We start from the raw sequence: 19634 nt of genomic DNA, 5'->3' as shown, positions 1-19634 counted from the left end.
ACATTGCAATCAGAGATAGAGAAGCAAGCGCTCATTATCGTGAGAGCTTAAGGAGAGAAAATGTTATCCAACACCAATCGAACTGAGATTAAAAAAGGCGCACACAAAGCAGTCTCAGATGTCGATAAACTGCACGCCATCATAGATGAAAGCCTGATCGCTCATATTGCGATAACAAACGAGTCTGGCCCTGTGGTCATCCCCATGCTGGCATGGCGCGTAGATGATTACGTGTACATCCATGGAGCCAACAACAGTCGATTATTGCGCTCACTTAAACAAGGAGTGCAAACATGTCTAACCTTTACTTTGTTTGATGGTTGGGTCCTGGCTCGAAGTGCGTTTCATCATAGCGCACATTATCGCAGTGCCGTGGTCTTCGGGCAGTTTGAAGTGGTGGAAGATAACCAACAGAAAGACAAACTGCTGAATCACTTTATCGAGCAAATCGCGCCAGGAAGAACGCAAAATATACGCTTGAGCAATGAAAAAGAACTCAAAGCGACCATGTTGTTACGTATTCCACTCACTGAAGCATCAGTGAAAATCAGCCATTTTGGAGTCAATGATGATGAGCAAGACATGGATCTCCCCGTTTGGGCAGGTGTATTACCTTTTCGAACGATTGTCGGCCCACTTGAGGCGTGTGATGGTTTATATGAAGGTCTTGCTACGCCTGACTATAGCTGCGCTTATCCTGATCGTTGGCAGGAATAAGCACTGTAAAACGGGCTCCGCCTAGGTGGCTTTCTCCAACCGACAGTTCCCACTCCAACTGCCTCGCCGCACTCGTCGCGATAGCGAGGCCCAATCCGAACCCTTTTTTATCCGCATTCCGGCTTTTATCTAGTCGGGAGAAAGGCAAAAACACTTCGGAATGCTTTTCAATCGGGATGCCGGGACCGTCGTCTTCGATATCGATCACCCAATGGTCTTTAACGCGGTGAATCGCTAGATAAACGTCCTTTTTGCCATATCGGGCGGCATTTTGAATCAAATTATCAAGAACTAAGTTACCCAAGGTCTGCTGAAAACGTACTTGCTCGCTATTGCATTCAACACAGCTTTCAATCACCACTTGATTTAAACCATGATAAGCCAGTCGTTCACGAGTCCAGTGAAGCAGACTAAGTGAGGTCGTAGGATGCTCCTCCCTTTGTTGCGAACTCAATCGAGATAGCTTTACTATGTCTTGTGTAAGCTCATTGATTGATTCAACGTAACGCTCTATATCATTGAACAACTGCTCTTGTTGCTCTGGTTTACTCAATCGAGCAATATCGGTTGCGAGCTGAATCCGACTTAATGGAGTGCGCACTTCATGGGGAATCGCTTGTGTCAGTATGTGACTCTGCTTGACTCTGCTCTCAATGTCTTCCGCCATATCATTAAAGCCTAGCGCCAAACTGCCCAAAGAGTCTGAATAGGCTTTAAGATCAACTCGGCACTGCAACTCTCCTGAACCAAACTCTGTGTGTGCTTTCGATAACCGTATTATTTGGCCTTCAATCGTTCTTACGGGTATGTAAATCATCACCCCTAGACTAAAGAAAACGACGATAACAAGGCTCAAAACAAAAATAAGCTCTGAGTCTTCATGCCAATCAATATCTGGCCGAAAGAAATCTCTCTTCTCTTTAAACAATAAGCTTTGAGTACTATTAGGTAGAGGGAACACCGCCCCGTATAAACTGTCGTCAATAAGGTAAACAGGAATGGACTGCAATCGGTATATCTGCTTGCAATCATCACAAGGTGGGGTTTCATCCCAGTTGTCCAGTAGTGCTAGTTTGAATATATAGAAGTCTTGCTGACCAGTTTGAGTAAGTTCTTTATAGAGAGAGTTTTCAGTACCTTTCTGAGCAACATACTGATTGGCAAAATACGCACCATCGTTAAGAAATATCTCTACTTCCGTCTTACGCATATATTCGTCACCCAAGAAAATAAAAAGTGACACGGTCACAGTTAAACCTGTGATAATAGTGATATAAAGACGAGTGAAAGTAGAAAACATACGCTTACTTGCCCGTTAGCATATAGCCACGGTTTCGAACCGTTTTAATAGTGGCGGTATGAATGTGCGCTTTGGAAAACTTTTTTCTTAATGATGAGATACGCATATCTATCGAACGATCAGTAATGCAATACTCAATTCCCCTTGCTAATCGACAACAAGATTCACGCGAAACTGGTTTATCTACATTAATCATTAACAATTCGAGAATTTCAAGTTCAGAGTCGGTTAGATCAATATCTTTTTCTAAGTAAAATGCCTTAGAGCGGCGGGTACACAAATCGATTCCATAACGGCTTAACTCCACTTCTTCAACCATATCTACTTGCCGGCGATAACGACGTAAAACAGCTTCAATGCGAGCGAGTAAAACATTACCTTTGATGGGTTTGGTTAAGTAGTCATCCGCTCCAAATTTAAGTAAGCTCACCTCACTCATTTCGTCATCTGTCGCAGTCAGAACAATGATAACACCGTGATAGAAATCTCGAGCTTCTTGGCAAATCATCGCCCCATCTTTACCGGGCAACATCAGATCGAGTAACACTAAATCAGGTTTGAGTGCCTTAATGCTGTCTAAAGCGCTTAGACCATCATCCACAACTGTAACAAGGTAGCCTTCAGCTTCCAGGTACATCTTAGTCAGTCGAGCGATCTCATAGTCATCCTCTACAAGCAAAATTTTATTGCCAGCCATGATTTATTCACTCCATCTATAAAACAGAGGGAGTATATCGTGCGATTTGTAGGGTGCAACCCACTCCCATTACACTTTTTCCTACAAAAATAGCTTACAAACACTTACAAAACGTACATTTATAAAAGCAACCCAATCTTAGATAACTCAAGCCAAGAATAAGCAACTATAATTAAAATAAATCACAGCATCATAAGTTTCAAAATCAATAAAACACAAAATATTAGACTGACAGAATTTCATTCTAATCGAATCAAAAACCTTACAACAAAACATTTCTAACAGTTATGACTTTATTTGCGTATGTAGACAGAAATTCTCATTCCTCATACATTTCTTGGCAACTCCTCAGCCAATGAATATAGAAAGATGAAATTTGCTCCACTAACCCCTTTAGCCTTGTTCTGCGCGGTAAGCTTGACCGCGTGCGGTGGCAACGATTCAAGTACAGTAACAACGACTACATCTCCGACAGAGCCAGCATTAAACACGGTAACCATTCCATCCATTGTATCGTCTGAGTTTCCACCAGAGCTAAAAGTAGCGTCTGACGCCGGGTTCACTCATTATTTAAAGCTCTCTCTTTCGCAATCAGGCAATGGCGATACTTTTCACATTATTGCGATGGATGACGGCAAAGGTAATGAGAAAATCTTTCGTGCAGCAAAAATCATTCAACATTTACTTACTAATCAACCAGGCTCAAAACACGGCGTCGACAAATCTGGCATCGCTAAGACACTAGCAGAGCGTAACGCGACGTTGATGCTAACCAAAGATGATGATCAGAATAATGAAATGCTGACTAAAATCTTCGTCAGTGAACTGATCCGTCAAAACAAACTGGACGACGCAGTAACGGATTCAGGCCTATCACAATCTTTTGATACCAGCTCTTTAGACAACTTTGTTGCACACATGATGATACTCAATGAGGACGACATGGATACTCTTGTCGAATCTATTGCATCTACGCTAATGAGCAGCAAGGAGACACCTAAATGGCTGATGAACAGTCAATCTCTGATGTACCGTGAATTGACGGTTGAAGGTGACTGCCATTACATGAGCAACTTTGCCGATTACTGCGCCAATCTGGGTGAGCATGCCGACCGAGACGCCGCTTTTGAAGAAATTCTACATCTGGTCCAAGCGCAAGGTATTGCACCTAACGCGCCGACTTCGTCGCTGCAAAATGCCATTCAAGCACATGCTTTGAGCATTTATAACGATATCCAAACAGGTAAACCAACAGTTTGGCACCCGACTCAAAGTGACTGGGAAGATTGGGGATCTGACGACGTTGACTCGGAGCTCGTTAAGCAAACTGGTCCGTCATACTCTCACGAATATTTTGCCGCCGCTTTTGAAGCCTACATGGGTGTCGCAAAAGCAAACGGACATGGCCTAGATGGCTATCAAGCGTTAACGCGAGAACAAATGCAGACGCAAGATCCGCAAGCACTTGATTGGATTAACGGACTGTTCCACGAATACTTACAGTACACAGCACACATCGATTCTGACGGCGTAAAACTTTACACAGAACATACTTCTCCTAACTCGGTTCCTACTTTTCGTATGGCTCCGAACAAAAACGGTCCGATAGAGGCCTACACCTACAAATCTCAATGGCTAACAAAAGTGAAGATCGTCGGAGATCAAGCGATAAACATTGTCGGGAATAACCAAGACAACACGTTTGAAGGTAATAGCAACAACAACACTATTTACGGAGAAGGTGGCGTCAACACTTACATCGTTCCACAAAAACTGGCGGAATGTATCGTAATTAAGGCGAAAAGTGTGTCTGTTGAGTGCCCTGCCACAGGTACTGATGAGCTATACGACATCCACACCATTAAATTTACTGACCAAACGCTAGATGTAACCAAACTATAGATGACAAAAAACATGAAGAAACTAACTCTACTTGCTCCCCTTTTTCTTGTCGGATGTGGTGGTCTTGCCGTCATGGATCGCACCGATGCGGTGAAAGCACAACCAGAAATGCTAGTTAAAACGGATGGTGATTTTTGGGGATTTGGTGCAGACGGTCACTTTGACTTTGCAGGAAAATACAAAGGTAAGTACTCACGCAGCGCATCAAACTCTAGCTGGTTTAATCGCGTCTCTTTCAAAGAAGGTGCAATGGGCGCTGAAGTTACACGAGTTGATAATGGCGAGACTTGGTTGTTGAACTGTACCGGTGGTGGAATGTCTGTCAACTACATGGGTGTCGATTTTGGTGGCAACGATCCTTACACCTGTCAAATCACTCAAGATGGCGTAAAAGTTGGCGAGTTTGCCATGGAAGCAAAATCAGCCTTGATTGACATCAGCTTAGAGAAAAAAGAAACCGGTATCGTTCGTTTGGGTAATACACACTTCAACGTAGAGACGATTCACACTAGCCCAGATTCTATGATGGCGATCGATATCCCATTGGGTTATAGCTTCAAGCAAGGCACGCAAGAAATCGCCGCGGTACAAACCAACGGAACAATTGCAGTACAAATGTTGCCGGAACTTGATGACAAACAAACGGACGTGGTAGCGATTGGTGCCATTGCTAGTGCACTTAGCTGGCGCCCACAAGAATAAGGTCAATCTTGCCGCCAATACGATAAAGCCCTCATTTTGAGGGCTTTGTGTTATTCAACTCTTTGTTAACTTGAGTACAAAGACTACTTTTGTAGTCGCGCCACATATTGTTTAGGTGTTAGGCCACGATGTTTTTTGAACATGCGATTAAAGCTCGCCACATTGGTGTACCCCAACCGTGCCGCAATATCTTCAACGCCCACTCTTGAACTTAATAACCCGGCTGCAATATTGCTCAATACATACCCAGAGACTGTAGAATAATTTAGGCCTAACCTGTGTAGACGACGTTGAAATTGCTGCTCTGATAAACCTAGCAGCGCAGAGACTCTCTCTAATGTGGGTAATCCATAGTGGCTGCTGTAGTTGACGACTTCATAAATCACTTTGAGTTCATCCTCAGGATCAGGCATGTTCAATAGATCGTCTAAATCCGAGAAATTCATCGCTAAACGGTTCTCCTCACGATGACTGACTTGACGAGAAGCTAAACGGTCATCACTATGAATCCAAACTTCCGTTTTCGGCTGGCTCCATTCCACTTCACATCCGAAGTACTCTCGGTACAAATCGTGAGTTTTGCGTGAACCAGAAATCATCACACGAAGTGGTCGGTAATCTTTCCCCAAGAATTCGCGCAATATCTTTATCATGAACACCGCACTTCGAATGCTGTCATGAACTTTAATTGTCGTATCAATGAAAGGGTTGTGATAAGTCCATTTAATGATATTCCCTGACTGTGCCCCAGCAAAGAAAGCCCCAGACTGAAGGTTACTCACGCCATAATTCACACGCCGAATTGTACTGGCTAGGTCGTTACCAGAAAACAACCATCGCCCAACGGGTCCAAGCTTCTGCAAGTCAATTCCTTTACTCACCTTCAAAATGACGTCAGGGTCTCCGCTCAACTGCTCGATACGTCGATACCACTCAGAAACCGCGGTAAGGGGGATCAAAGTCATCGGGTTATGAAACACCGAAGCGGGAATGCCTAGGTCATCAGATGTCAAATTGTACTTAGATAACGCGAGGTTATGCATATTTAAAATGCCCATCGCACGAATAAATCGAACTGTTTTCATAACCAATCACATCAAAATTAATCCTCTAGTGATTGAATTTGTCACAAAGCTTCACCATTTTCAATTCCAGAACACAATACGCCAACAGTTTGATAGAGGAGTGTTTAATGAGTTTACTGAGTGTCCCATTTGTCGGAACAGGCGCAGACACAGCTTTGCATGTTGTTGCTGCCGTCGTTTTAATCGCAACCGTTGCTGGTGCGTGTTACGGCTTTTGGAAAATCCATGAACTGCCAATCAATAAGGCACACAGCAAAGACCACCATCAGATAGGGCTTATCACTGCCCTCACCTGGATAGGGTTTGTCTGGCACTGGGTATGGGTGCTAGCGGTAATCTTTGCATTCGTTGATATGGAAAAAGCCATCATCAATCTGCGTGATACATGGAAAAGTAAACCGCAAACAGAAACACAGTCGCAAGAGGAGGCATAATGTTAGAAGGTTTAGCGGTATGGGCACTCTTCATCTATCTGCTCCGTTTAGTCGGCATGCCTTGGAATAAAGCAACCAAATCGTTCGCTTACCTAGGCGGCTTGGGTTGGTTAATGTTCGTCTGGGTAGGCCTCATCAACTTCACGCCGATGGATCTATCTGGTGGCTCAGTGGTGCAGTCACCACACATCCAGTTGCGTCCGGATTCAACCAATGTGAAAGGCAAAGTTGACCATATTTATATCAAGCCGAATCAACAAATTGAAAAAGGTCAGCTCATTTACGAACTCGACCCAACGCAATATGAGATCGCATTGAATCAAGCAAATGTGTCGGCAGATTCAGCTCGAGTAGCACTGGCAACAGCACAAGGTGATATCGAGATTGAAGAAGCAAATCATCAAGCATTGCTACAAGATTTAGAAACATCAAAGAGCCAATTGGAAGCGGCTAAAGTCGACTTCAAATTGCAGAAAAAGATGTTGGATCGTTATGTTGAGCAAAACCGAGTGGTAAAGAACACCATTACGGAAAGTGATATCGATAAACAATCAAGTGCGGTTGATATGGCACGTCACAACGTGTTGACTCTTGAATCTCAAATTAAAAAGAAGCAAGTCGATATCTCACGAGCAAAACTGGCGATTCATAAAGCAGAGCTCGCGGTTGAGACCAAACAAGCTGACTTACGCCAAGCAGAAGAACAAATTGCTAAGGCACAATGGGATTTGAACAGTACCAGGGTTCACGCACCTACAGATGGCTTTGTGACCAACTTCATCTTGCGTGAAGGCCAGCGTGTTTCGATGATGCCACGTATCAATATGTACACCAATGAGAAGTACGTTCTGATGCGAGTTAACCATCAAGCAATTCGAAACGTTAAACCTGGTCAGCCAGCTGAGTTCGCCTCTTCGGTCTACCCGGGCAAGATCTTCTCTGCAACGGTAGAAGGCATTGTGGAAGCAACAGGTGAATCACAAGGTAATCTACTGGGGTTGGATGATTCTGTGCGTGTCACAACAGGCAAGAACTTACAGAACAAACACCACTTTGTTCGTCTAAAAATTGATGAGCCAGAAGGCTACGATATCCCTGTCGGTTCGGTTGGCTTAGCATGGGTCAGCGGCGAGAAACCAATTGGCTTCCTAGCTTTCTTGGATGTGATTCGTGGCATTATCATCCGAATGAAGTCTCAGTTGTACTTCTTCTACTCTATCTAAACTCATAAACCGCCAGTTACGCTGGCGGTTTTCTTTTCATTTGTATCCAAGCACGCACTTTTCCCGTATAACAAAGAGTTAGTTATTTCAGGAAGAAAGTTCATGTCGGCAAAGGAAAGAAGCCTACCTACCCATCGTATCTCAAGATTGAGCAAATTTGCGTCTCTCGCTACCCGAGTCGCGGGTAGTGTGATTGCAGAAGGCACTAAGCAAATCGCCAAAGGTAACAAACCTAAAGCGAAGGATCTTCTGCTAACACCACAGAACATTACCCGTCTAACAGACCAACTCGCACACCTACGCGGCGCAGCGATGAAGCTCGGACAAATGCTCTCGATGGATGCTGGCGATGTACTGGAGCCTGAACTGGCAAACATTCTTTCCCGGCTTCGCTCTAACGCTGATCCAATGCCAGCCAAACAGCTCAACGGTGTGATGGAAAGTTCGCTAGGTACCAATTGGAAAGCCGAATTTCTCTCATTTAACTTTAAACCTATTGCCAGCGCGTCGATCGGACAGGTACACCAAGCTTATAGTGATGCGGGCGACAACTTAGCGGTCAAAGTGCAGTATCCAGGCATCCGGAAGAGTATCGATAGTGACGTCGACAATGTCGGTACACTGCTCAAGGTGGTTGGATTGATTCCCGAATCTGTCGACTACAAAGGGTTGTTAGAAGAAGCAAAGAAACAACTGCATGACGAAGCTGATTACGCGCGCGAAGCGCAATTTGCTATTCGCTATCATGACGCTTTGAAAGATCTCCCTAACTTTGTTGTACCAAAGATCCATACTGAAAGCTGCTCAGACTCCGTTCTCGCGATGGAATTCATTGATGGCAGTCCGATTGAGCAAATCGAACATTATGATCAAAGTACGCGTGATTTCGTCACGCACAGTCTGCTCGAATTGTTGTTCCGAGAGTTGTTCGAATTCAAAATGGTGCAAACCGATCCCAACTTTGCCAACTATTTGTATATCGAGAACACCCGTCAAATCGGCTTACTGGATTTCGGCGCGACACGCGAGTACAGCGAACGATTCAGTACTGGTTATCGCCAAGCTTTTGCTTCGGTTATCAACGACGACGAGCAAGGCTTGAACGATGCACTGGAACAAATTGGCTTCTTCAGCACAAGTATCATGCCCACTCAACGACAAGCGATCCTTGATTTGGTAAAAATGGCATGTGAGCCAATGCTGATTGATGAACCTTATGACTTCAAGGCCAGTGGCTTAGCGCAGAAACTTCGAGAAGCTGGCACCATCTTAAGTATGGAGCAAGACTACTGGCACACGCCACCAGCTGATGCCCTATTCCTGCACCGAAAAATTGGCGGGATGTACTTACTGGCAGCTCGCATTGGTGCAAAAGTGAACATTCGCCAATTGGTCACCCCTTACCTACAGATTGTTGACGAATAGGCTATTGTTTTTCTGCGATTTTCGAGTACCTTGATCAGCTGCCTATAAGAATAATCTGACTGTCGGGGTGCTCGGTGAGTAAGTTTCAAGACCTCTCCACTCTAATCGAACAAATTGTCCAAGCAGACGAAGCGGATCAAGTCACCGCTTTGAATGATTCTATCGAATGTGGTCTCGAGCCCGGTGCGGTTGCGCTGATCCTTGAAGCCTTCCCTATCGATGAACGTGTACGCTTGTGGCGCGCATTGCCTCTTGAATTGCATATTGATGTGCTAACTGAAATGCGTGCAGATGTACGCCTTTCCATCATCCAAGCACTTTCGGAAATCGAGCTAAAGCTCACATTAGCCAAGCTAGATAACTTATCCTTGATCGAATGGGCAGACTCTCTGCCAGAAGAGTTCATCAATGAAGCACTAGAGCTAATTGAAAAAGATGAGCTTGAACTTTATGACCAAGCGAATGAATACGAAGACGAACAACTCGGTCGTTGGGCTGAGCGTAAGATCATCACGCTACCTTTCAATATTACCGTAGGCAAAGCAAGGCGCTTAATGGAGCGCTACAGCTACGATACACCTCAACAAGTGTATCTTATCAACCGCAAGAAACAGTTTCGTGGCGCGGTAAACTATTATGAAATATTGCGTAGTGACCCAGATGTACGCCTAAGCACCTTAGCTCTTGAAACCGTCACAGTGCTAGATAGCAAAATGGAGCTTCCAGAAGCGGTAGAAGCTCTTGAGCACAGTGCACTTCCAGCGCTACCCGTGACTGATGCAGACCAAACCTTAATCGGTGAAGTGGATTGGCAATTTGCATTAAGTACACAGCGTGAAATCTACGAAGCCCGTTTGATGGCGGGTACCGGTATGGACGAAGGCGATGACTTGTTCGCCCCTGTTCTAAAAAGTTCACAAAAACGCGGCGTCTGGTTAGGGATCAACCTGCTCACCGCCATTTTAGCGTCCGTGACAATTGGGCTATTTGAACATGTGATTTCGCAGGTGGTTGCCCTTGCGGTTCTAATGCCGATTGTTGCCTCAATGGGTGGTATCGCTGGCAGCCAAACCTTGACCTTGATGGTTCGTGCCATGGCGTTGAATCAGATCACACCAGGTAACCGTTTGGCATTATTGAAAAATGAATTGGGTATCGGCTCACTCAACGGTTTACTTTGGGCGCTCATCATCGGTGGTTTAGCTGGCTTATGGTTCCAGTCTACGGTACTGGGAGGCACGATTGCATTAGCCATTATTGTTAACATCATTACGGCTGCCCTATTTGGGGTACTAATACCCATCGTACTAGATAAATTAAAGCTCGACCCTGCATTGGCTGGCTCAGTTATTCTGACCACGGTGACGGATGTTGTTGGCTTTTTTGCCTTCTTAGGCACAGCAAGTTTAGTGATGCTTTAAGTGATTAATTGGTTATTATAACAAAACAATCAGTAGCATATTAGACAAAAGTTGCAATACGCAAATGCAATTTGCAAAGAACAATTCACATTAGGCAACTAAACTCACAGAAACTGGGGTTTTTAAGTCATTTAAAAGTTGGCACGCATGCTGCATTATCTAAAGTGACCCTTCTTAAGCCGAGGGTCACCTAGCCAACTGACGTTGTTAGTGAACTCGATTTTTGTTCACAAGTATATAAGCCAATCGCAGCATTTGCGGTTGGCTCTTTTTTTATCTAGCCCTTTCCAACTTCCCCTATTTACCTTTCCATTCTCTTAAAACAACTTTTTCATTTTTACAATCGATTACACGTATAAAAACCAAAAGTTATCCATAATAAATAAACACCTCACACAAAAAAGCACACAAAGACTACAAAAAATAGAGCAAACAATTGTATTTGAGTTCAAATTACGAACAACCATTCCCGCCGGCCAAAGGAAAACGTTTGCTAATCATCATGCAAATTAATCATTTCATCATTTTATAAACAAACAACAGAAATATGATGAAATATTACAATACAACTCATGACACCGATTTCATTACACATTACACGCACAATATCCGACCAACCTCTAAAGATTTTTGCTTCTTCAAAAAAATATAAGCAAATGTTTTAAAAGGAATATATGGATACAAAGTTCATGGTAAACGCTTAAGTAACAAAAAACTCATTGACTATGAGATTTACATCACGATAATACGCGCCGTTTACCCAAAAGTTGGGCTCTAAAATTCGATTTAATTTTTTGCGGAGGTAAAAATGGCTGCAGACAATAACTACAGTCTAGGACCAGTTCCTAACAGTGCCAGAAAGGGCGTTGCTTCATTAACCATGGTTATGTTGGGACTCACATTTTTCTCCGCAAGTATGTGGACGGGCGGTTCGCTCGGTACTGGACTTTCTTTTGACGATTTCTTCCTCGCTGTTCTCGTTGGTAACCTAATCCTCGGTATTTACACTTCCTTCCTCGGTTACATCGGCGCTTCTACTGGTCTCTCTACTCACCTCCTTGCTCGTTTCTCTTTTGGCTCTAAAGGCTCTTGGCTTCCTTCCGCTCTTCTCGGCGGCACACAAGTTGGTTGGTTTGGTGTTGGCGTGGCGATGTTTGCGATTCCAGTGAACAAAGCAACAGGCATTGATACAAATACGCTTATCATCATCTCTGGCCTGCTAATGACTGCAACGGTTTACTTCGGCATCTCTGCTTTGATGGTGCTATCAGCGATTGCAGTACCAGCGATTGCCCTACTCGGTGGCTACTCGGTAGTGGAAGCAGTAAATAGCATTGGTGGCGTAGCAGAACTTCAAAAAGTACAACCAGCAGAACCACTAGACTTTTCAGTTGCATTGGCAATGGTAGTGGGTTCATTTGTGAGTGCAGGTACCCTGACCGCTGACTTCGTTCGATTTGGTAAAAAGCCAAAAGGCGCGGTGATGGTGACTATGGTGGCATTCTTTATCGGTAACTCACTGATGTTCATCTTTGGCGCAGCCGGTGCAGCGGTTACAGGCCAATCAGACATTTCAGAGGTAATGATTGCACAAGGCCTACTTATTCCAGCTATCATTGTGCTTGGCTTGAACATCTGGACGACCAACGACAACGCGCTTTACGCGTCAGGCCTAGGTTTCTCAAACATCACAGGCTTGCCAAGCAAATACATCTCAATGGCGAACGGTTTAGTCGGTACATTGTGCGCACTATGGCTGTACAATAACTTTGTGGGCTGGCTAACTTTCCTATCACTTGCAATTCCACCAATTGGCGGCGTGATCATCGCGGATTTCTTCATAAACCGTAAACGTTACAAAAATTTCGCAGCAGCTGAGTTCCAAACGGTTAACTGGGCTGGCATTATCGCCGTAGCGATTGGTGTTGCAGCTGGTCACTTCCTTCCGGGTGTGGTACCTGTGAACGCGGTACTAGGCGGCACAATCAGCTACCTGATTCTAAATCCTATTCTTAATAAAAAGACACTGGCACAGCAGCCAGCGTAAGGAACCATCATGACAACACTATTGATCAAGAACGCAACGCTAAAGGGACAGGAAGGTCTCCAGCAAATTTTGATTGAGGATGGTCAATTCAAGCGTATTGAAGACAATAATGTAGAACTAAATTACACCGGTGACGTTCTTGATGCGGAGGGCGGCATGGCTGTCGCGCCTTTCTGTGAGCCGCACATTCACCTAGACACCACGCAAACCGCCGGTGAGCCAAGCTGGAACATCTCCGGTACGCTTTTCGAAGGTATCGAGCGTTGGGCGGAACGCAAAGAGACGTTGTCGATTGAAGACGTCAAATCGCGCGCTAAGCAAACTCTGAAATGGCAAATTGCAAACGGCGTGCAACACGTTCGTACCCACGTTGACGTTTCTGACCCTACTCTAATTGCCCTAAAAGCAATGGCAGAAGTTCGTGAAGAAATGAAAGAGTGGATCGACATTCAAATCGTTGCGTTTCCACAAGAAGGCATTCTGTCTTACCCGAACGGTAAAGAACTGCTGGAAGAAGCGGTTCAGTTGGGGGCAGACGTTATTGGCGCGATTCCTCACTTTGAGTTTACTCGTGAGTATGGCATTGAGTCTCTGCACTACGTTTTCGAATTGGCACAAAAATACGACCGTTTGATCGACGTGCACTGTGATGAGATCGATGATGAGCAGTCACGCTTTGTTGAAACGCTTGCAGCACTGGCGCACAAATTCAACATGGGTCACAAGGTAACAGCAAGCCATACAACGGCGATGGGCTCATACAATGGTGCTTACGCTTCGCGCCTATTCCGTTTGCTGCGTATGTCTGGCATCAACTTTGTTGCAAACCCTTTAGTGAACATCCACCTTCAAGGCCGCTTTGATGATTACCCGAAACGTCGTGGTGTGACTCGTGTTAAAGAAATGCTGAATGCCAACATCAACGTATGTTTTGGCCACGATGACGTCTTCGACCCTTGGTACCCGCTCGGCACAGCAAACATGCTGCAAGTACTGCATATGGGTCTACATGTGTGTCAGGTGATGGGTTACGACCAAATCAACAACTCACTTGATCTGATCAGCACAAATTCAGCGCGCACGCTGAATATTCAAGACAAACACGGCATTGAAGCAGGTAAACCAGGTAGCTTACTTATCCTTCCTGCGGAAAATGGTTTTGATGCAGTGCGTCGCCAAGTACCTGTTCGCTACTCTGTTCGTCACGGTAAAGTGATTGCTGAAACACAACCAGCAATCACACATATTCAGCTTGATGAAAGAGAGCAAGTGACTTACAAGCGCTAATCACTTTGCTTAAAATACAAAAAAGGGTCTGACTTAAATCAGACCCTTTTTTATACCAATCGCAACAAGTAAGTGCTCAAATATAACTTAGAAAATACGCAGTTGTTGAGCGTTATCACGAGCTAAAATGAACCTTTATTTACTACGATTGGATTTATTTCTTCATGCGTTGCGTTAGCTGTCTACGGCAACTAATGACGTTCCTTAGCAACGAGGGCGTATTTCCTATATAAACAACCTTGCCATCTTCATCAATGATTGCGGGCACAACCTTTAAGCCTTTCATATCTGCGCCGTATTCCACCAACTTACGCTCTAGTTCATAAAGATCCTGCACTTTCAGGCCCCAATTTTATAATTTTTGTTCGGCCGCATCCTATCTCCGCATGCCGATACAAAGTTTGATGTAGATCATAAAATATAAAGGTATACATTTTCAAAAATGGGACAATACCAACCTAGTTAAGATGCATTGTAACGACCGTTTTAAAAGGCAGTGACTCCAAAGACTAAGAGGCCATTTGATATAAGACCAAAAGCCTCAATAAGAAAATTCGACTCGCATTATTTATTAGGGTCTGTTGACCTTTCGCGGTTAAATTTTGTTCGAGATAGAATCGTTTTAGGCGCGGCAAGAAGTATGTAGCTTAGTCATTCTAAGTAAATGCTTCTTAACAAAGCATAAAACGATTCTAGCCGGGGGCGCCTAGCCGAACCCTTCGGGCAGCCTTTGTGGTTCATTTCTACTTCGTTATCGGCTTCTCATGTAGGCTAGCTACACTTCAAAGCCTCTGCCTTGTAGAAATTTCCCACAAAGTTCTGCAAAAATCAGCTCAAAAGATCAACAGACCCTAATAACCAGAGGTTATCAGCGAGATAAGTAGACGCGCAATCAAACAGTGTTCAATAATAGCTTCGAACCAAACATCTCGGAGCAAACACATGAACATTTTCAACAAAACTACTTTGGTCGCGGCTCTATCTCTTCCCCTACTTGCAGGATGCGTGACTCCGGGAGAAGACGATCCAAATGCATTAACAAAACAGGGCGCAGCTGGCGGTGCACTTTTAGGCCTGACCATGGGAGCACTAACTGGTGATGCTGATTTAGCACTAAAAGGAGCAATTGCCGGTGGCGTAACTGGAGGAGTAGCAGGTGCAAGTGCTGATATTCAGAACAACCGTGAGAACATCCGCCACGACAGCCGGAACGACGCGATTGGTGGCATCAATAGCGGTCAGAGCACAGCGGCAACCAATGCACCTCAACAATGGCAAGAGATCGACAACTTTGTTGGTGATTGGAGCGTAAATATCCAAAACCACAACCGCGATTTTAAAGGTTTAGAAGGTTTGCAAGCACACGGCTCTCTAGCAAAAACAACAGAAGCGAATGTTAAAGTGACCAACTCACAAGGTGTAGACTTAAACGCAGCTTTTAGTTTTGACTCACAAGCTGGCTACCAACTAACGCTAACCAATCAAGCTAAAAATGTATCCGTTGGATTTGCTAGAGAGCCGCAAGCTCAAAGCAATCGCTACAACTTCTACCCAATGAATATTAATGACGTTATTTACCAAGGTATTCCTACCGGTGACGTGCGAGTAGAACTCGGTTTCGCAGGACCAAACGTCTGGACAATTGATAGTTACGCCTACATCGACGGTGCAGAACAAAGAGTACAGACATTCCGTTTCACTCGTACTCAATAAACGGCAACACTTCGATCGGAACATCGCAATAACAACGTCTCATTTGGTAATTTAATAAAGGCTTAGGCATACTCTGTCTAAGCCTTTATTTATTAGCCATTATTTATGCTTCAACTCAACAAATCAGAACTAAGCCACTTTGAGCCTCAATTCTTAGAGTTTATGCAGCAAGAGATGCAAACCGATGCTGCCCATGATCTCAGTCACGTCCGCCGCGTAGTCAAAGCCGCTCGACAACTCGCAGAGCAAGAAGGTGCAAACTTAGCCATCGTATTGCCAGCGGCATATCTGCATGATTGCTTTACCTACCCAAAAGATCACCCAAATCGCAAGCAAAGTTCGACCATAGCAGCGACCAAAGCCATTTCGTTTCTCGAAAGTATCGACTACCCCGCTCAATATCATGATGCCATTGCTCACGCGATAGAATCTCACAGCTTTAGTGCCAACATTACACCCAACACATTGGAAGCGCAGGTCGTCCAAGATGCTGATCGCTTAGACGCACTGGGGGCAATTGGGGTAACCCGTTGCATTCAGGTCAGCACCCTATTTGACGCTGCCTTATATAACGAACAGGACATGTTTGCAGAGCGTCGAGAACTAGAAGATAAACGGTTTACCATCGATCACTTCCAAACCAAATTGTTTAAAATTGTCGAAACGATGAACACCAAATCCGCTTATAAAGAGGGTTTGAAGCGTAAAGCATTTATGCAGTCTTACCTAGAACAGCTACGCCAAGAGGTGGAAGGTTAACATGTCAGAAAGTCACGACCTGATTAAAGAACTCAAACGCCAGCTCAAGCTATCTGGCTTGCACTATGTCGATATTGCGCAACATTTGGAGTTAAGTGAGGGCTCGGTGAAGCGATTATTGGCCGAAGGCAGTCAAATCAGCCTCGACCGCTTAGAACGTATCTGTCAGCTAATAGGTCTAGAGATGGCTGAGCTGTTTAAACTGGCAGCTGCACACAACAAAGGCTTGGAATCGCTGACATTAGAGCAAGAAAAGCAACTGGTCGATGATAAAGGGTTATTGCTAGTTGCGGTATGCGTAGTCAATGGCTATCGCTTCGAGCAAATCACCGAACAATACACCTTTGATGAATTGGAACTGATTCAAAAACTCGCCCAACTCGACCGCCTCAATATCATTGACCTACTACCTGGCAACAGGATTCGTCTGCGTATCTCTCCAACTTTTCGTTGGCACACTGGCGGTCCTATCCAGCGCTTCTTCCAACAACAAGTACAAGATGCTTTCTTTCAAAGCTATTTTTCTGCTGAGGATGAAAAACTGGTAATGGCTACGGGTTTGATGAGTTTGCCAACCAATAAGAAAATGCAGCAGAAGCTACAAAAGGTCATTGATGAGTTTTACCAAACCTGCCAAAGCGACGATTCATTGGACATGCACGAGAAACACGGCACTTCTTTGGTGATTGCGATGCGTCGTTGGACATTCCCACTATTTAATCCTTGGGAACGCAAATAGAGAACACCCGATGCTCGATAAACTCAAAGCTCTCTCCATCTTAGTAAGACCCATTCAGCCCCTACTTGTGTGGGCTGTCTAGCTTTATTCTGTTTGTCACCCTGAGAATGCTCAGTGTTTGGTTTCGACACTAATTTTATTCTCGTAACACCTAAAAGCACTAAACCGCGCACCTTCACCATTTTATGAAACTAAAAGTAGCATCAAGTGTTACTTTTGGTTTCTCATAGCGTAACTCTTCCCGTCATGCTGGTTTCCTAAAACTCAACCTTTAAAGTGTTCCCATCTCAACGCAATTTTGCACTTATGGAGCCAGCATGTTTCTAACTAAACGATTCTTCCCTTATTTCGTTACACAGTGTTTGGGCGCACTGAACGATAACATCTACAAAAACGTTCTTTTGCTGATGGTGACTTACAGCCAAATTGACGCACTACCAATGTCGGTAGACCTTTTCGTTAACCTTGCGGCTGGCTTATTTATCCTTCCATTCTTTCTGTTTTCTGCCCACGCAGGTGCGATTGCCGACAACATGGACAAAGCAAAATTGATCCGCCGGTTAAAACTTATTGAATTAGTGATCATGAGTTGCGCAGCGACGGCTATCATGACGCAGAGTGCTATTCTAATGCTCGCTCTACTCTTCATGACTGGAACTCAATCAGCTTACTTCGGCCCTGTGAAATACGCTCTACTTCCTCAAGCACTAAAATCTGAAGAACTGGTAAAAGGCAACGCTTGGGTTGAGATGGGCACGTTCCTTTCTATCCTTATTGGTACATTGAGCGCAGGTCTGTTGCTAGCTGTACCGAGCGGCACGTTTATCGCGTCATGTATTGTGATTGTATTATCTCTTCTTGGTTTTCTAAGCAGCGCAAACATTCCTTCTCTACCAAGTAAGAAAAGTAGCAAAGTTAAATTCGAGCCTATCAGTGGTTTAAAGAAAACCCTTAAACTGGCGCAAAAACAACGCGGTATTTGGATGTCGATTTTAGCCATCAGTTGGTTCTGGTTTATGGGCGCGACCTACCTAACTCAATTCCCTAACTTTGCTCGTGAACATTTATTTGCCGACAGCACCGTAGTGTCTCTATTGCTGGCTTTGTTTTCTGTTGGTGTGGCAACGGGTTCATGGTTATGTGAGAAGTTATCATTTAACCAAGTTGAGCTGGGTATTCTTCCATTTGGTATCTTGGGCTTAACGATTTTTAGTGCTGACCTACTCTGGGCTGTGCCTGCTATCGAATCTTTCCCAAGTCAGTATTACGATGTACAAAGCTTTATTGCTCAGTCTTCACATATTCGAGTAATGATCGACTTGTTCTTGGTTGGTGTGAGCGGAGGTGTGTTTATTGTTCCCCTTTATGCATTTATCCAATCACGCTCAGAAGAAGGCGAATGCGCTCAATCTATTGCGGCAAACAACATCATGAACGCACTGTTTATGGTCGCTTCTGCCGCTGTTTCGATACTGGTTTTAAGTGTTTTGGATTTCTCTATCGTTGAATTGTTTGCCATTTTGGCGGTAGGTAACTTTATGGTGGCTGTCTACGTTTATCGCCAAGTTCCGGAGTTTACCCAGCGCTTTATTAGTTACTTGCTAAGCCACTGCCTGTACCGAGTTTCCGTAAAAGGTCGCCAGCATATTCCTGACGAAGGTGCAGCGCTGATTGTGGCAAACCATGTAAGCTATGTAGACGCTCTGATTTTAATGGGCACATCAACCCGTCCAGTACGATTCGTCATGGATAAATCAATCAGTGAGTTGCCTGTTCTTAAATACGTGTTTCGTCATGCTGGCGTTATCCCAATCTGTTCACCACGCAAATGTTCGGAGACTTACAAAAAGGCTTTCGAGCAGATTGAACAAGCGCTTAATAATGATGAAGTGGTTTGTATCTTCCCGGAGGGTCGTTTGACCTCAAATGGTGAGCTGGGTGAATTCAGACCTGGGGTCGAGAAGATTTTGAAGCGTACCCCTGTACCTGTGATTCCGATGGCGTTAAAAGGCTTATGGGGCTCTTTCTTTAGTCATAAAGACGGACATGCATTAACGAAACGCCCTAGTCGCTTCTGGTCTCGCATCGAAGTCCATATTGGCGAATTATTGCAACCATCAACACTAGATCGCCATTTGTTACAAAAAGAAGTGCAAGAATTGCTAATTCGCTGACAGTAGTTC

The 19634-nt window shown here is 44.4% G+C and carries 17 protein-coding genes; 13 read left to right on the top strand and 4 right to left on the bottom strand.

From position 1 onward, the window contains the following. Positions 1–60 precede the first annotated feature (60 nt). The gene (locus tag ACTS60_RS07710; RefSeq protein ID WP_440887768.1) at positions 61–717 is read left to right on the top strand and encodes a pyridoxamine 5'-phosphate oxidase family protein; all 657 of its coding nucleotides are present in this window, start codon (positions 61–63) and stop codon (positions 715–717) included. Here ACTS60_RS07710 and ACTS60_RS07705 read toward each other — a convergent pair. Further along, the gene (locus tag ACTS60_RS07705; protein ID WP_440887767.1) at positions 671–2017 is read right to left on the bottom strand and encodes an ATP-binding protein; all 1347 of its coding nucleotides are present in this window, start codon (positions 2015–2017) and stop codon (positions 671–673) included. The two genes, ACTS60_RS07710 and ACTS60_RS07705, sit on opposite strands and share 47 nt — an antisense overlap. 4 nt (positions 2018–2021) lie before the next feature. Then, on the bottom strand, positions 2022–2714 hold the full coding sequence (locus tag ACTS60_RS07700; RefSeq protein WP_440887766.1) for a response regulator transcription factor: 693 nt from the start codon (positions 2712–2714) through the stop codon (positions 2022–2024). Between the two features lie 369 nt (positions 2715–3083). On the opposite strand from ACTS60_RS07700, the gene ACTS60_RS07695 reads away from it, so the two are divergent. Both ACTS60_RS07695 and ACTS60_RS07690 read left to right on the top strand, forming a co-directional pair. Next, positions 3084–4616 carry a hypothetical protein gene (locus ACTS60_RS07695; protein WP_440887765.1) on the top strand — a complete coding sequence of 511 codons (1533 nt, stop codon included), beginning with the start codon at positions 3084–3086 and terminating at the stop codon, positions 4614–4616. A gap of 12 nt (positions 4617–4628) precedes the next feature. Then, positions 4629–5318, top strand: coding sequence for a hypothetical protein (locus ACTS60_RS07690; RefSeq protein WP_440887764.1), 690 nt, complete (start codon positions 4629–4631; stop codon positions 5316–5318). An 83-nt stretch (positions 5319–5401) separates the two neighbouring features. On the opposite strand, the gene ACTS60_RS07685 is transcribed toward ACTS60_RS07690, so the two are convergent. After that, positions 5402–6403, bottom strand: a complete 1002-nt coding sequence (locus tag ACTS60_RS07685; protein WP_440887763.1) for an AraC family transcriptional regulator ligand-binding domain-containing protein — start codon at positions 6401–6403, stop codon at positions 5402–5404. Between the two features lie 107 nt (positions 6404–6510). Between ACTS60_RS07685 and ACTS60_RS07680 the strand changes: the two genes are divergently transcribed. The 6 genes from ACTS60_RS07680 to ACTS60_RS07655 all read left to right on the top strand — a co-directional run bounded on the left by ACTS60_RS07680 (position 6511) and on the right by ACTS60_RS07655 (position 14240). Continuing rightward, positions 6511–6837: an MFS transporter gene (locus tag ACTS60_RS07680; protein WP_440887762.1), complete on the top strand. Its 327-nt coding sequence runs from the start codon at positions 6511–6513 to the stop codon at positions 6835–6837. After that, on the top strand, positions 6837–8060 hold the full coding sequence (locus ACTS60_RS07675; RefSeq protein ID WP_440887761.1) for an HlyD family secretion protein: 1224 nt from the start codon (positions 6837–6839) through the stop codon (positions 8058–8060). The genes ACTS60_RS07680 and ACTS60_RS07675 overlap by 1 nt, the downstream gene beginning before the upstream one ends. Before the next feature lie 102 nt (positions 8061–8162). Next, complete coding sequence (locus ACTS60_RS07670; protein ID WP_440887760.1) at positions 8163–9485, top strand: ABC1 kinase family protein; 1323 nt, start codon at positions 8163–8165, stop codon at positions 9483–9485. A gap of 74 nt (positions 9486–9559) precedes the next feature. Next, positions 9560–10906: a magnesium transporter gene (locus ACTS60_RS07665; protein ID WP_440887759.1), complete on the top strand. Its 1347-nt coding sequence runs from the start codon at positions 9560–9562 to the stop codon at positions 10904–10906. Between the two features lie 808 nt (positions 10907–11714). After that, a complete protein-coding gene (gene codB / locus ACTS60_RS07660) occupies positions 11715–12953 on the top strand; it encodes a cytosine permease (RefSeq protein WP_440887758.1) in 1239 nt (412 codons plus the stop codon). 9 nt (positions 12954–12962) lie between these two features. Beyond that, positions 12963–14240, top strand: coding sequence for a cytosine deaminase (locus tag ACTS60_RS07655; RefSeq protein ID WP_440887757.1), 1278 nt, complete (start codon positions 12963–12965; stop codon positions 14238–14240). Positions 14241–14394: 154 nt separating this feature from the next. On the opposite strand, the gene ACTS60_RS07650 is transcribed toward ACTS60_RS07655, so the two are convergent. Then, the gene (locus ACTS60_RS07650; protein WP_440887756.1) at positions 14395–14577 is read right to left on the bottom strand and encodes a hypothetical protein; all 183 of its coding nucleotides are present in this window, start codon (positions 14575–14577) and stop codon (positions 14395–14397) included. Between the two features lie 605 nt (positions 14578–15182). Between ACTS60_RS07650 and ACTS60_RS07645 the strand changes: the two genes are divergently transcribed. The 4 genes from ACTS60_RS07645 to ACTS60_RS07630 all read left to right on the top strand — a co-directional run bounded on the left by ACTS60_RS07645 (position 15183) and on the right by ACTS60_RS07630 (position 19625). Then, positions 15183–15953, top strand: a complete 771-nt coding sequence (locus tag ACTS60_RS07645) for a hypothetical protein (protein ID WP_440887755.1) — start codon at positions 15183–15185, stop codon at positions 15951–15953. Between the two features lie 105 nt (positions 15954–16058). Continuing rightward, on the top strand, positions 16059–16712 hold the full coding sequence (locus tag ACTS60_RS07640; RefSeq protein WP_440887754.1) for an HD domain-containing protein: 654 nt from the start codon (positions 16059–16061) through the stop codon (positions 16710–16712). 1 nt (position 16713) lies between these two features. After that, a complete protein-coding gene (locus ACTS60_RS07635; RefSeq protein WP_440887753.1) occupies positions 16714–17451 on the top strand; it encodes a helix-turn-helix domain-containing protein in 738 nt (245 codons plus the stop codon). Positions 17452–17768: 317 nt separating this feature from the next. Next, the gene (locus ACTS60_RS07630) at positions 17769–19625 is read left to right on the top strand and encodes an MFS transporter (protein WP_440887752.1); all 1857 of its coding nucleotides are present in this window, start codon (positions 17769–17771) and stop codon (positions 19623–19625) included. The last annotated feature ends 9 nt before the right edge of the window (positions 19626–19634 follow it).

This window comes from Vibrio sp. WZ-1 (assembly GCF_052037695.1).
In the GTDB taxonomy this organism is placed as follows: Bacteria; Pseudomonadota; Gammaproteobacteria; order Enterobacterales; family Vibrionaceae; genus Vibrio.
The sequence above is the reverse complement of the archived record's forward strand: the minus strand, read 5'-3'. Positions and strand labels throughout refer to the sequence as shown.